Below are 13,685 nucleotides of genomic sequence, written 5' to 3'. Positions count from 1 at the left end.
TTAATGTGATCTTGGAAAAACCAATGGCGCTGACGGTGCAAGAGTGTGATGAACTGATGGAGTTGGCTGCCGCAAAGAACCTGCTGCTCGTTGTCTATCAAAACCGGCGCTTTGATGCTGATTTTGTAACAATGAAGAAACTTATTGATGATGGAAGTATTGGTGAGGTCTTCTCTTATGAGAGCTTTGTCGGTGGTTATTCCAAGCCATGTTCATATTGGCACTCAATGGTCGAAGTATCAGGTGGTGCCATCTTTGACTGGGGTAGTCACTTCATCGATCAGATTCTGGCAATCATTCCAGGAAAGATTGATTCGGTCACTGGAATTAACCAGAAGCGTCTTTGGACGCATGTCACAAATGCTGACCACGCCGATGTTTCAATTACCTTCGCAAGTGGCGTGCGTGCCACATTTACTAATTCAGATCTTGCGGCAGCTCGTAAACCGAAGTTCTATGTTTTAGGAACAACGGGTGCGATTATCGGTAATTGGGATCCCGCAGCTGGCTCGGCGCCCGCGGATTTACCGGCGATTCTTACTGTGCATCGCGCAGATGGTAGCCATGAAGTAATCACCAACACCACCCCTACTCCCTATTCATTTCATAAAGGTGTTGTCGAATATTTGAACCATCAGACTCCAATGAGTGTGACTACCGCTCAATCCCGTGATGTCGTTGCGATTATGCAGGCAGCTGAAGAGTCAGCGCAGTCTAACGGCCGTTCCGTGACACCTTCACTACTGCGGTGACAAAGATTCGCTGGGGGCTCATCGGCGCTGGTTGGATTGCTAATAAAGCAATCGCGCCAGCGATGCATGCAGCATCGGGTGCGATCGTGCAAGCAGTGGCAAGTCGAGACCCAGAGAGATCACGAGCACTGAATCCAGTAACAATTCATGAGAGTTACGAAGATCTGATTAACAATTCAGCTGTCGATGCGGTCTATATCAGCCTGCCTAATCACTTACATTGCCAATGGAGCGTAGCCGCACTTAATGCAGGTAAACATGTTTTATGTGAAAAACCTTTTGCAATGAACGCGGCTGAAGTAACTCTCATGACAAGTGCAGCACGGGAGCATAATCGCCTCATTGTCGAGGCGGTGAGTCCGCTCTGGCATCCACGCATGGCTCGAATGATTGATTATGTGAGGGCTGGAAATATCGGAGAGATCATCTCGATTGATTCTTCATTTACTTTCCCGGCAGCGATAGATTCAAATTACCGAAACTCGCCCGCAATGGGTGGGGGTGCACTCTTTGATGTTGGCGTTTATTTACTTCATGCAATGGCTGCCCTCGTTGGAGATAGTGCAGAGATAGAAATCCAAAGCTGTGATGTCACAGTGGGACCAACCGGAATTGATCTCACAAGTAAATGGCAGATGAGCTTTGATAACTCAATTACTGCACATGGCTTAACTTCTTTTGAAATGTCAGAAAATCAAAGTTTAATTGTGCACGGAAGTAAAGGCTCGGTTGAACTTATTGGCAGCGAAGTCTTCACATCCTGGCACACACCTAGTCGATTGCGGTTAGGTGAAGCAGTTGAAGAGTTTGAAGCGGTAGACGCATATAGGCTGATGATTGAAAATTTTGGCAGGAAAGTTCAAGGGCAAGAGAGTTGGGTGCTTCCGCTAGAAACATCGCTCTTTGTGCACAAGGTGATGGATCAACTTCGCGCAACCTTCTAGCCGCGCTTACGCTCAACGTATTTTCCCATTGAGCGCAGATTCCATTAAACTAAGCAGTTCATCAGTTGATTACCTACAATTTACCGAAATAGGACATTATTAAGTCGTGAGAGAGCAGTTAGCAAATTATCAGGATCGAGAATTAACTTGGCTCGATTTCGATACCCGCGTCCTGGAACTAACTGAAGATCCAACTATTCCACTGCTGGAGCGAGTGCGCTTTCTAGCTATCTTCTCTTCAAATTTAGATGAATTCTTTATGGTGCGCGTTGCATCACTGAAGGCAAAGATTGAGCGAGGTGTGACCACTGCCAATTCTGCGGGATACACACCGCGAGAATTACTCAAGATGGTTCTATCGCGCACGCAGAACTTGGTAAATATCCAAGCCGACCGATTTAAAGATGTCATCATCCCTGAGCTCGCCACCCATGGCATTGAATTTTGCAAAATTAGTCAACTCACAGATGAAGAATGTAGCCAGCTTAAGGATTACTACGACAAGCGAGTCTTTCCTGTTCTAACTCCCCTGGTTGTGGATCCGTCACACCCATTTCCATATATCTCCGGGCTATCACTTAATATCGGAATCAATATCGAATCCAGTGAGGATCAAGATATTAGCTTTGCGCGTGTGAAGATTCCAACCAACCTTCCCCGCTTTATTCGCACATCAGATAAATCCAAAATTCGTTTTGTCCTAATTGATGAACTGATCGCCGAACACCTTTCCGAACTCTTTCCCGGTGTCACACTTAAAGACCACTTCTTCTTCCGGGTTACCCGAAATCAAGACCTTGATCTCGATGAAGATGAGACCGATGACATCCTGGAAACGATGGAGAAAGAACTTACTCGTCGTCGCTTCGGGCCGCCCGTGCGCCTGGAGGTAGATAAGGTGATTCATCCTGAAGTTCTCAACGAACTGATGGATGAGTTAAAGATTGAACCTATCGATGTCTTAAAATATGACTCACCACTTGATCTTCGCAGTCTTAACCAGATTGCAGATCTTGATTTCCCAGATCTGAAGTATGCGCCATTTAGAAGTGAGACCGCACCTGAGCTACGCGATGTTGATCTAGATTCAAGTGATTCTTTCTTCACCGCGCTTCGAAAAGGTGAAATTCTGCTGCACCACCCATATCAATCATTTACTACCTCGGTGGTGAATTTCCTAGAAAATGCCGCTCGCGACCCGCATGTATTGGCAATTAAGCAGACCCTCTATCGAACTTCAGGTGACTCACCCATTGTGCAGGCACTAATTGAAGCTGCTGAGGCAGGTAAACAAGTACTTGCGGTGATTGAAATCCGGGCCCGCTTTGATGAAATGGCAAATGTGCGTTGGGCTAGAAAGCTAGAAGAAGTCGGCGTGCACGTTGTCTATGGACTCATGGGTCTTAAGACACATGCAAAGTTATCTCTGGTGGTACGCGAGGAGGGTGACACCTTGCGCCGTTACTGCCACGTGGGCACCGGAAATTACAACCCTAAGACTGCTCGCTTGTATGATGATCTCGGAATCCTCAGCGCTGACCCTGTTTTGGGTGAAGATCTCTCTCGCCTCTTTAACGAACTCTCTGGCTACTCAACGAAGCATGAATATTCACGTCTTCTAGTTGCCCCGCACAGTATGCGCAAGGGGTTGATTGCTCGCATTAAGCGCGAGACCCGTCATCATCTCGATGGCAAGCCGGCTTGGATAAGATTTAAACTTAACTCACTACTGGATGAAGAGATTATCGACCATCTTTATGAAGCAGCTGATGCTGGGGTGAAGGTTGAAATTATTGTGCGAGGTATTTGCTCGATTCGCTTAAACTCTCAAGCCCGCCAGGAAAATATCAAGGTGCGCTCAATTTTAGGAAGATTCTTAGAGCACTCTCGTATCTACTACTTCCGAAACGGTGGAGCCGAAGATTACTTTATTGGTAGCGCCGATATGATGCATCGAAACCTCGATCGTCGGGTTGAATCACTCGTGCTTATTGAATCCGAAAAGCATAAGCAGCGACTTGCTGCAATTCTTGATGACTCAGTCTCAGATAATTATTCAACATGGAAACTTACCAACGAAAATAACTGGGTTCGAAACATAAAAAATCATGATGGAAATTACCTGGTTAACTTCCAAGATCACTTCGTCGATAGACATAACCGTTCATGATAAGAGCAGCGGGGGCTCTACTCTGGCGCGAGAGTTCTGATTTAGCTATCGAGGTGGCTCTCGTCCACCGCCCGCGCTATGACGATTGGTCACTACCTAAGGGCAAAGTTGAAATGGGTGAGACCGCGCTGCAATGCGCCTACCGTGAGGTCATGGAAGAGACCAGAATCCGCGCCTCATTTACTCGCCATCTTGGCACTGTTGAATACGAAGAGTCAGGGCAACAGAAGCGAGTGAAGTATTGGGCCGCTCACTGCGCACTTAACCAGAGTGAATTCATCCCGAATAAAGAAGTTGATCAAATGAAGTGGCTCACTGCCTCAGATGCGCGCGAACTTGCAACTCACGACTCTGATAAATCAATTATTGACACATTTATGAATCAAGAACAACACACAGATACTTTGATCATCTTGCGCCATGCAAAGTCACTCGAGCGTGGCGATTGGGATGAAGACGATTCACTTCGCACGCTAAATGAGACCGGATTCGACCAAGCACAACAGCTAATTAAACACTTGCAACCGTTTGCCATCGATGAGCTCTACACCTCGGATTACACCCGTTGCGTGCAGACTGTGACTCCACTTGCCCATGCTCGCGGATTATCGATTACCACTGTGCCAGGCTTAAATGAAGAGAGTTTTGAGCTAGATCCAGAGAAGGCAATTTCCTTCGCCAATGCGCTCAAGCAAGATGAGAAGAACATTCTCATCTGTAGCCACAACCCGGTTATCCCATCGATGCTGCGCGGGATACTCAATACGAAGTTAAAGAATAAAGAGCTCATCAAACTTGAACCAGGTGATGCCTGGATTGTTCACCGCGTGCGCGGTGAAATTGTGGGCCTTGATTACTTAAGCATTGCCAACTGATTAAGCCCGCAGGCACGCTTTAGCGCTCTATCCAATCAAGGCGATGTAAGACAATGCCTTCCCGAAGTGCCCATGGGCAAATCTGAATCTCTTGTAAATTAAGAGTCTTCATCAGCTCTTTGGCGACCATTGCTCCGGCAACTATCTGTGGGGCGCGTTCTGCCGAAATAGATTGCATAGCTTTTCTGCCCTCAATATCAAGTGATTGCAGTTTAGGCACCATTTCTTCCAGTGCACTAAAGGTAAGGTGTGGACCAAACTTTGGATAGAAAGTGGTGGCAATCTTTGCTAACGTTCTAAAAGTTTTACTTGTTCCCGTTGCAACATCTTTTTCATAGGTTGAAAGTGATTGCGAAAGGGGGGCAATCGCATCGTGCAGATACTCTTCCAGGGTTCGGAGCGACTTCGGTGTGAAGGGATCGCCCTTAAGGAATTTCCGGGTAAGACGGCCCGCACCCAATTGCACAGATGTTTTAAAAGCTGGGTTTTCATCGGTTCCACGGGCAATTTCTAGGGAACCACCCCCAATGTCCAGAACTAATAAATCTCCCGCCGACCATCCGAGCCAACGGCGTGCTGCCAGAAAAGTAAATCGCGCTTCCTCTTCACCACTAAGTACTTGCAAATCAATTCCGCATTCGCGGTTGACGTGCGCCAAGACGTCATCTGCGTTAACGGCTTCCCGAATCGCAGAGGTAGCAAATGCCAGCAGTTCATCAATATCTAAGTGAGCGGCATCTTTAAGGTTGGTAAGAATAGCTTCAGTAATTTTCTCAATCCCCAGTGGAGTAATCGCACCTGAGCCATCAAGATATTCAGTCAGGCGAATAATTGATTTATGGGAAGAGTTTGGGATTGGCGGGGCACCTAAGTGCGCATCAACTACCTGCAGATGTATGGTGTTGGAACCGACATCTAGTACGCCTAATCTCACCGGCAAAGTCTAGCGAGTTGAGTTAGCGAAAGTTCCAGTAACTAAGAAATAGACACGGCGGGATACTGAAACTGCATGGTCTGCATATCTTTCGTAGTAGCGACCAAGTAAGGTGATATCGACAGCTGATTCAACGCCATGTTTCCACGTGTTATCGGTGAGTAACCCAATAAGTTGCCGGTGTAACTTATCCATCTCATCATCATCTTTTTCCAGCTGCAAAGCCAGTTCGATGTCGCGTGTTTCAATGACAGTAGGGATCTTGCGAGAAATAGTTTCTGCCACAGAACCAATGTGGTTAACCAGATCAGTGATTTCAGCTGGAATCACTTTCTCAGGGTGGCGAAATCTGGCAACCTTTGCAATGTGGTGAGCAAGATCGCCCATCCGCTCCAGATCCGCACTCATGCGCAGCGCTGTCACGAGTGCACGTAAATCAGATGCCACTGGTTGCTGACGCGCAATAATGTCGATGATGCGAGTATCTAAATCGTGTTGGTAGAGATCAATCTTTTCATCGTAAGAAATAACTTCTTCGGCGATCTTCAGGTCGGCTTCTAACAGTGCTCGCGTGGCATTATGGATAGAGTCCGAGGCCATATTTGAAAGGTCTACGAGTGATTGAGAGACTCCATCTAGCTCATCTTGGAATACAGAGCGGATGAGAACCATGCCCAAAAGATAGGTGAACTTGGTGAATTTCGCAATTACTAGAGGTTAACGGACGGTAAACCGTCCTATGCAGAGGTTAGGCTATCCTCATGTGGTTTCGTCGCGATGAGAATAACGTTGTCGTAGATGAAATTTCATCTACTTTTCTCAGTGTGTTATCCCAACTTGATCAAGGCGCCCTGCTCATCGCCCCGGGTGAGGTGGTTCGATTTGCAACGGATGGCGTCGAAACACTGAACATATTGCGAGAGGGTCGGATTGATAGCCACGAATTAGTTGCCTTACTTCGAGTTGTAAGACGCACACATCAGAGGCATGTAGGAAAGATTGAAATTCCACGTGGACCCATTGGTGAAGGATTGCGAGAGCTCACTGTGCGCGCAATCTATTTAGAAGATGTCGATTGCATCCTTATTCTGCTCAGTGATGAGAGTGAAGCAGAACGTGTGCATGAAGTACGTAGAGACTTTGTCGCAAATATTTCCCATGAGCTAAAGACTCCTATCGGTGCGCTTTCACTCTTAAGTGAGGCAGTTCTCTCGGCAGCCGATGAACCCGAAGCTGTCGTTAAGTTTGCTACTCGTATGCAGCTTGAGGCCAAGCGCCTGACCGATCTTGTACAAGAAATTATCAATCTCTCTCGGCTCCAGGATTCAGATCCACTTCAAGTTGCAACGGAAAATAGCGTTGCCGAACTAATCAATGAAGCAATTGAATTGGTGAAAACAACCTCCGAGGCTAAAGGAATATCAGTCAGTGCCAAAGATATTCCAGCGGTGGTCGTACTTGGTGATAACGAGCAATTGATTATGGCGATTCACAATCTTCTTGAAAATGCCATTAACTATTCGCCGGAGAATACGAAGGTATCTGTCTCCTCCAATGTCAGTGACGGCATCGTGGAAATTGTTGTGGCAGATCAAGGCATTGGAATTCCAGAGGAAGCCCAAGATCGCATCTTTGAGCGCTTCTACCGCGTAGATCCTGCTCGCTCACGCGAAACAGGTGGCACCGGACTCGGGCTCTCCATTGTTAAGCACGTAGCTTCAAATCACGGCGGGGATGTAAAAGTATGGAGCTCACCGAATGTCGGCTCTTCCTTTGCGCTGCGTTTACCGATTTACACACCTAACGGAGGCGTTACCCAATGACCAAAATCCTTATCGTTGAAGATGAGATATCGTTTTCAGAAGCAATTGCCTTTCTCCTTGGAAAAGAAGGCTTTGAAAGTGAAATTGCTGAAAACGGACGTGTCGCACTCGAACTCTTTAAAAAGAATCACTACGACCTGATTCTGCTAGACCTCATGATTCCGGAAGTCTCTGGAATTGACGTCTGTCGCACAATTCGCATTACATCTCCAGTTCCCATCATCATGCTCACCGCTAAAGATTCAGAGGTGGACAAGGTTGTTGGTCTTGAACTTGGCGCCGATGACTATGTAACAAAGCCATACTCTTCCCGTGAATTAGTAGCGCGCATTAAAGCTGTAATGCGCCGTGGTGTACCCGATGAATCAGGATCGGAAGCCAATTCTTCCATTCAAGCAGCTGGGCGCATCCGCATGGATATCGACCGCCACCAAGTTACTGTCAATGAGATTCTGATCAACTTACCTTTAAAAGAGTTTGAACTTCTAGAATTTCTCATGCGCAATTCTGGCCGTGTACTCACTCGGGGCCAACTCATTGACCGCGTCTGGGGCGGAGATTATTACGGTGATACCAAGACCCTGGATGTTCACATCAAACGGCTGCGTTCAAAGATTGAAGATGATCCGGCAAACCCACTGCTAATCCAGACTATCCGTGGGCTTGGATATAAGTTCGAGGCGTAAACTCGCCTTGTTCGATAGGGATACCCCCTCGTTACAAAGGACGTAATGCGTCCTATCATTACATATGCTCTCAAGACAGGCATCAACAGCCCGAGTCTTACTCGTCAACGATGATTCCTTTGAGCTTGCCACAATGTCGGCCTCGCTTCGATTACATAGCGTAAATGTTGTCGGAGAGGCGCCAAATAAGTTTATTGCCGAGAACTTATTTCGCGCACTTAATCCTGAAGCTGTCTTAATTGACCTGCAATTCTCAGGTGAAGCAGCCATCGGTTTACTACAGAAGTTGCGCAACACAAATCCAGCACTTGGGATTGTTATTACAACATCTTGTCCTGACCTACGTCTTTTTGGTCTTATGGAAAAGAATATTCCACCGGGCTCAAAGATAATTCTAAAGCGCAGCATCTCTGACTTATCTGTGATCACGGGAGCACTTGCGCAGAGTGTGGACTCGGCAATAGATGGCTCAAAAATGAATTGGATTAATGTGCATACCTCAATTCATAAGGAGGACTTCATCTCAGTCCTCAATGAGTTAACCGATATTCAGATCGAGACGCTGCGGCTTGTGGCACAGGGCTTAAGCAACTCAGAGATTGCCAAGGTGCGCTTCGTCTCAGAGAAGTCAGTCGAGCAGATTGTGGCGCGCATCGCACAGCACCTATCTATCACCCCAGATCGTCGCCGGAATTTGCGCGTTGTCTTAGCCGGTGAATACTTTAAGTGGCTCGGTGCGCCAAGACATTAAGGCGCCTTGCGGTAATCTCTGCGCATGTCTTCCGCACTTACCCTGGCAAAAATTCGAGTGCGCTGGAATGAAGTCCTTGACCTAGTTGAAAGCCAAGACCGAGTTATCTGGATTGCCTACTTTGATGCTCGACTTGAATCATTTGATAACGGTCGCCTGACGCTAGATTTCAGTGACAGCAGTAAGTTGGCAACCGGGCATGACTATCAAGAGGCGCGCTTGCGTCATCGCTCAGTATTGCAAAGTGCCTTTCTAGATATTTTCGGTGAGTCGGTTGTGATTGTAGAAAAATGAGAAAGTTTTTCACAATTCTAATATCACTCTCATTTCTCTCATTTACCCTTCATGCCAGCCCCGCAAACGCTGCAGAGTTAGTCCAAGCTGGCCCAGCCGGAAAAATCCATGGCGCAGATATCAGCAGATGGCAGCATCCGAACGATAAGCCAATTAACTTCAAGAAAATGCGTGCTGCTGGAATTGATTTCGTGATGATTAAAGCATCAGATACTAGAGAATATTCTGACCGTCTGGCCCGCAAGTACGTCAAGGCTGATCGTATTGGCGCACAAGATGCTGGAATTCACACGGGCCTTTATCACTATGCGCTCTTACCCAATGTAACAACTAGCGCCGCAGTTCAACGAGATGCTCGGGCACAAGCTCAGAAAGTTATTTGGAGAATTGAGTCATTGGGTGGATTTAACGAGTTGGATTTGCCCTACGCACTTGACCTTGAGAATAACTGCGTCAAAGTTACTTCTTCTGGTTCATGTAGTAAGTATGCAACCCGCGCGCAGGCAACTCTCTGGAGTAAGACATTTCTTGCCACACTCAAAGATAAGAGTGGTCGCACACCATTGATTTATTCTTCTCCGTATTTTCTAGAAAATGCCTTGAACCGGGACCAGGAACTTTCGCAGTATCCGTTATGGATTGCCCAGTATGCAATTGATCCAGCTGCGCCTGAGGCAAGGCCAAATGTAAAGCCAGGAGGTTGTTATGTGCACTCCTGGACCACAGCGCAATGTTCGGCCAACTGGACCATGTGGCAGTACAGCTCGTGTGGAATCGCGCCAAAGTACGGCGTTCCAGGCAATCGCTTAGATCTAAATGTCTTTGGTGGTACCCCTGAGAAATTTGAATCACTGCTGACAGGCACTTGGTCACCAGAACCCACAGATCTGATGCCAGTCGGTGAAAGTTCAACCATCACAATTTCATCAGTGAAGGCAACGACAACGGATAAGAGTGCGGTGATTGCCATTGAGGTCACGCGTCCAGATAGCTCACCTGTTGTCACTGGTTCAGTCAAATTTTATTTCACATCTGCAAATGCGACTAAGCCAACTGTTGAGCAGAAACTTGTGCGCGAAACTAGCGGGTCGTGGACGCTTTCAATTTCTGGTCTTCCTGCTGGAACCTGGTTTGGCAGCGTTGCATATAAAGATCCTTCTGGAACTCACGCCGATGCTAAGACGCTAGTTGATCTGACGATTACGCAGGGAGAAGAACCTGTGCCTAAACCAACTAAGAAGGCTCCAAGCAAGCCGGCGACTGATAGCTGCCGCAATCAGATTAAGAATTAACTCCCCCACGATAAGGTAGGGGCACTATGGATGAAATCCTCGAGTTATCTGCCGGTGTAGTGCGCACAAGTCGCACCATGAGCGATGGCCGAACAATTCGTTATTACGATACGGCTGCTCAAAGCCGTACCGTTGCAGATCCACGACCTGCCGAAGTCCAACCAGAAATTGGCGAGCTACGTCTTGATCCATTAGTCAATGAATGGGTTGTGATGGCAGCCCATCGGCAAGGTCGCATTTTCCTTCCACCCAAAGAGCTCTGTCCGCTCTGCCCCACCACCAGTGAATTACTGACCGAGATTCCAGAAGATAATTTTGAGGTGGTTGTCTTTGATAATCGCTCACCATCGCTGCGCCCGCCAGAAGGCGACTTTGCCCTGCCCGATATGGTGGGTTCAGATACTGATGAAGGAGTAGCTGCCGGTAAGTGTGAAGTAATTTGTTTTACCGCAGATCACGGCGGGTCCTTTAAGGCTTTATCTCCGCAAAGAGTTCGAACATTGCTAGAAGCTTGGCGGGATCGCACCCGCGAACTCTCGCAACAACCATTTATTGAACATATCGCACCTTTTGAAAATCGCGGCGAAGAAATTGGCGTTACCTTGGCCCATCCGCATGGGCAGATTTATGCATATTCATATCTACCAGCACGTGTTGTGAAGATGCTTTCAATTGCCCAAGCACACCATGCCAAGACCGGCCGGGTTCTCTTTGACGATGTGGTGGCGCGCGAACTTCGTGATGGTCTTCGCATTATCGCCAAGAATGAGCATTGGGTTGCATACACCCCTTATGCCTCACGTTATCCCTTTGAAATTCATGTCTCTCCCCTGCAGCCAGTTGCAGATTTAGCAGAATTAGCACCTGCCGCCTGTGATTCTTTCCCATCGATTGCAATCGAAGTGATGAAGCGTCTTGATGGAGTATTTGGCATCGATATGGCATATATCGCGGCCTGGCATCAAGCACCTGTGCGCCAAGGGCGCGATGTGCTGAGATTGCATTGGCAAATCACAAGTGTGCGCAGAGCGCCAGGCAAACTCAAATACTTAGCCGGTTCTGAATCCGCCATGGGCGCCTTCATTATGGATATGAAACCAGAGCAATCTGCCCAACAGCTTAAAGATGTGAAGCTGTAATCAGAAAGTTTTCTTCCTAGAGCGAAGGTGCTGAACCTAAAGTCACCTTAAAGCTCTTGCTGACACCCGTTGGTAGATCCACCACCACGGTCACGGTGGCACCTGGTGCATAAGAGCGAATGCGCACAATTGCTGCTTCCGAGTTAGCAACCTTCACGCCATCAATACTGCGAAGAACTGAGTTCACTGGGATGCCAGCTTTCTCTGCTCCTTCACCGGGGCTGAGTTGAACAATTTTGGCACCAACTCCTGTGTATGCAGGATCAAAGAAAACGCCAAGAACTGGGCGCTTTGATTTTCCAGTTGCAATGATTTCATCAATTACGCGCTTGGCTTCATTGATCGGAATTGAGAAGCCAAGTCCGATATTTCCACTTGCCGCATCGGATGAGATTGTGGCAATGGCGGAGTTAACGCCAACGAGCCGCCCTGCGGCATCGACAAGTGCACCCCCTGAGTTTCCAGGGTTAATAGCGGCATCTGTTTGGATTGCATTGACATATGACTGCGCATCTTCGTTGCCAGTAGATACCGGGCGGTTAAGTGCCGAGACGATTCCACTTGTGACAGTACTTGCCAATCCAAGCGGAGATCCGATTGCTAGGACTGGGTCTCCCACGCTGATCTTAGAAGAATCTCCCACAGTAATTGCTGAAAGATTTCCCACTTGTACTTTAAGTACCGCTAAGTCATATCCAGGATCTCGTCCCACAATCGTTGCCGGGTATTGATCGCCATTTGTTAATTCAATTTTAATAGTTCCTGATGTCACAGCAGTAGAAATCACATGGTTATTGGTGATGATGTAACTAAATGCAGATGTGCTCTGATAGATCGACCCAGAACCTGTGCCAGAACCCGAAGGAGCGGTAACGCTAATAGAGACCACAGATGGAGTTACTAGCGAAGCGATGGTCTTTGAATTCATACCGGTGCCACCTAATTCAACAAGTGTTCTGGCTGAAGAGCAGGTTCCGGAAGGTGAGAGGAAGAGAGCATTGGTGCGTTTATCAACGCATGCCTTCACCACACTGGATGAGTTGGTTGACGCGGTTGCAACTGAGCCGGCAATGGCAGCGCCTGCAATAAAGGCTGCGATAACTTTGATGTTCTTCATAACCATAATGCTTCCCTATTTTCCTGTGATATTCCTGTTACATTGATGAGAGAAAGATTAGGCTTCAACTACCCAGGCGCCGCTTATCTTTACATTTACTTTGTCGAGCGCTCTTTCAGCTGGCCCAGCAACAACTTTAGCGCTAGCAAATGGATCATATTGCGCAGCGTGGCAAGGGCAGATGAGTTTCTTCGTGGAAGATTTATAAGCAACCGTACAACCTAAGTGGGTGCAGATGGCCGAGTAAGCAAAGACGCCAGCCTTGGTGCGAAAGAGGATCGCTGGAACTCCTTGTGCCGAGTGCACAAAGTTATAGGTCTTTCCCACGGGAAGTTCGGCAACTTTAATAATCTGCTTTCCCTTACCTTTGGTGGAAGCTTTAACAGAGGCCGAACTCTTCGGTAAGGCTCTGCCGGCAAAGGTGGCAGCTATCGCTAAAGCACCCACGATGGTTGTGCGCAAGACACTTCGGCGCTGAAAATTTGTAGCAGGCATTCGTTTATTTCCAATCATTAGTAGTAAGTAGGCAAGCCACATCACCGCGTAGGCGCTATCACCTGCCAAGAAATATGGAGTTGTATAGAAAGAGCTAGCAAGCCAGAGCATTATTGAGATTAATAATCCCCCAAAGGCTGCTGTTGCTGGTGCAACCCAGAGCAGCGTTGCGATTCCAACCGCAAATTCTGCAACCATGATGAAAATTCCAACATAGGTTGCCTGATCTAAAATCCGATTAAGTAAGAAACCAATCGGGGAATTTGCAGCAAAGGCAGCTAACTGGGTGCCGATATATGTGGGCTCACCTTCCGTGAGAAATCCCGGATCAGATGCTTTATCCCAACCGGCATAGATGAAGGTGGCACCGAGAAATATTCGTAAAAGCCGAGAGGCTCGATTTTGTGAACCCC

14 protein-coding genes are annotated in these 13,685 nt (G+C 47.5%); 10 read left to right on the top strand and 4 right to left on the bottom strand.

Translation table 11 applies throughout. The features are described from left to right. The 4 genes from AC9UEP_RS04740 to AC9UEP_RS04725 all read left to right on the top strand — a co-directional run. Window positions 1-752: Gfo/Idh/MocA family protein (locus AC9UEP_RS04740; protein WP_509544471.1), on the top strand; the 752-nt coding region annotated here is incomplete at its 5' end. Then, entirely contained in the window at window positions 749-1,696 is a 948-nt protein-coding gene (locus AC9UEP_RS04735) for a Gfo/Idh/MocA family protein (protein WP_509544468.1), read from the top strand. The genes AC9UEP_RS04740 and AC9UEP_RS04735, both read left to right, overlap by 4 nt. A gap of 106 nt (window positions 1,697-1,802) precedes the next feature. After that, complete coding sequence (locus tag AC9UEP_RS04730) at window positions 1,803-3,866, top strand: RNA degradosome polyphosphate kinase (protein ID WP_509544465.1); 2,064 nt, start codon at window positions 1,803-1,805, stop codon at window positions 3,864-3,866. Beyond that, window positions 3,863-4,741: an NUDIX hydrolase gene (locus tag AC9UEP_RS04725; protein ID WP_509544462.1), complete on the top strand. Its 879-nt coding sequence runs from the start codon at window positions 3,863-3,865 to the stop codon at window positions 4,739-4,741. Before AC9UEP_RS04730 ends, AC9UEP_RS04725 begins: the two co-directional genes overlap by 4 nt. 19 nt (window positions 4,742-4,760) lie before the next feature. Here the strand turns inward: AC9UEP_RS04725 and AC9UEP_RS04720 are convergent, their stop codons facing one another. Beyond that, window positions 4,761-5,675 carry a Ppx/GppA phosphatase family protein gene (locus AC9UEP_RS04720; RefSeq protein WP_509544459.1) on the bottom strand — a complete coding sequence of 305 codons (915 nt, stop codon included), beginning with the start codon at window positions 5,673-5,675 and terminating at the stop codon, window positions 4,761-4,763. A gap of 9 nt (window positions 5,676-5,684) precedes the next feature. Next, on the bottom strand, window positions 5,685-6,347 hold the full coding sequence (gene phoU, locus AC9UEP_RS04715) for a phosphate signaling complex protein PhoU (RefSeq protein ID WP_509544456.1): 663 nt from the start codon (window positions 6,345-6,347) through the stop codon (window positions 5,685-5,687). An 89-nt stretch (window positions 6,348-6,436) separates the two neighbouring features. On the opposite strand from phoU, the gene AC9UEP_RS04710 reads away from it, so the two are divergent. From AC9UEP_RS04710 to galT, 6 genes are all read left to right on the top strand, one after another. Continuing rightward, entirely contained in the window at window positions 6,437-7,498 is a 1,062-nt protein-coding gene (locus AC9UEP_RS04710; RefSeq protein ID WP_509544453.1) for a sensor histidine kinase, read from the top strand. Then, window positions 7,495-8,184, top strand: coding sequence for a winged helix-turn-helix domain-containing protein (locus AC9UEP_RS04705; RefSeq protein WP_509544451.1), 690 nt, complete (start codon window positions 7,495-7,497; stop codon window positions 8,182-8,184). Before AC9UEP_RS04710 ends, AC9UEP_RS04705 begins: the two co-directional genes overlap by 4 nt. 64 nt (window positions 8,185-8,248) lie before the next feature. After that, window positions 8,249-8,935 (top strand): LuxR C-terminal-related transcriptional regulator, encoded by a 687-nt coding sequence (locus AC9UEP_RS04700; RefSeq protein WP_509544449.1) that lies wholly within the window; start codon window positions 8,249-8,251, stop codon window positions 8,933-8,935. Between the two features lie 24 nt (window positions 8,936-8,959). Continuing rightward, window positions 8,960-9,229: a hypothetical protein gene (locus AC9UEP_RS04695; protein ID WP_509544447.1), complete on the top strand. Its 270-nt coding sequence runs from the start codon at window positions 8,960-8,962 to the stop codon at window positions 9,227-9,229. Then, on the top strand, window positions 9,226-10,521 hold the full coding sequence (locus AC9UEP_RS04690; protein ID WP_509544444.1) for a glycoside hydrolase family 25 protein: 1,296 nt from the start codon (window positions 9,226-9,228) through the stop codon (window positions 10,519-10,521). The genes AC9UEP_RS04695 and AC9UEP_RS04690 overlap by 4 nt, the downstream gene beginning before the upstream one ends. A gap of 26 nt (window positions 10,522-10,547) precedes the next feature. Then, window positions 10,548-11,660: a galactose-1-phosphate uridylyltransferase gene (galT, locus tag AC9UEP_RS04685; protein WP_509544439.1), complete on the top strand. Its 1,113-nt coding sequence runs from the start codon at window positions 10,548-10,550 to the stop codon at window positions 11,658-11,660. Between the two features lie 16 nt (window positions 11,661-11,676). Here galT and AC9UEP_RS04680 read toward each other — a convergent pair whose 3' ends face one another. Continuing rightward, window positions 11,677-12,777 (bottom strand): S1C family serine protease, encoded by a 1,101-nt coding sequence (locus AC9UEP_RS04680; protein ID WP_509544436.1) that lies wholly within the window; start codon window positions 12,775-12,777, stop codon window positions 11,677-11,679. Window positions 12,778-12,834: 57 nt separating this feature from the next. Then, window positions 12,835-13,685: Rieske 2Fe-2S domain-containing protein (locus AC9UEP_RS04675; RefSeq protein ID WP_509544434.1), on the bottom strand; the 851-nt coding region annotated here is incomplete at its 5' end.

The sequence above is a fragment of the Candidatus Planktophila sp. genome, from assembly GCF_040402315.1.
In the GTDB taxonomy this organism is placed as follows: Bacteria; Actinomycetota; Actinomycetes; order Nanopelagicales; family Nanopelagicaceae; genus Planktophila.
The sequence above is the reverse complement of the archived record's forward strand: the minus strand, read 5'-3'. Positions and strand labels throughout refer to the sequence as shown.

Coding starts and splice junctions, on each gene's coding strand:
- AC9UEP_RS04705 (WP_509544451.1), top strand. CDS start 7,495: ATGACCAAAATCCTTATCGTTGAAGATGAGATATCGTTTTCAGAAGCA.
- galT (WP_509544439.1), top strand. CDS start 10,548: ATGGATGAAATCCTCGAGTTATCTGCCGGTGTAGTGCGCACAAGTCGC.
- AC9UEP_RS04725 (WP_509544462.1), top strand. CDS start 3,863: ATGATAAGAGCAGCGGGGGCTCTACTCTGGCGCGAGAGTTCTGATTTA.
- AC9UEP_RS04680 (WP_509544436.1), bottom strand. CDS start 12,777: ATGAAGAACATCAAAGTTATCGCAGCCTTTATTGCAGGCGCTGCCATT.
- phoU (WP_509544456.1), bottom strand. CDS start 6,347: ATGGTTCTCATCCGCTCTGTATTCCAAGATGAGCTAGATGGAGTCTCT.
- AC9UEP_RS04700 (WP_509544449.1), top strand. CDS start 8,249: ATGCTCTCAAGACAGGCATCAACAGCCCGAGTCTTACTCGTCAACGAT.
- AC9UEP_RS04695 (WP_509544447.1), top strand. CDS start 8,960: ATGTCTTCCGCACTTACCCTGGCAAAAATTCGAGTGCGCTGGAATGAA.
- AC9UEP_RS04710 (WP_509544453.1), top strand. CDS start 6,437: ATGTGGTTTCGTCGCGATGAGAATAACGTTGTCGTAGATGAAATTTCA.
- AC9UEP_RS04690 (WP_509544444.1), top strand. CDS start 9,226: ATGAGAAAGTTTTTCACAATTCTAATATCACTCTCATTTCTCTCATTT.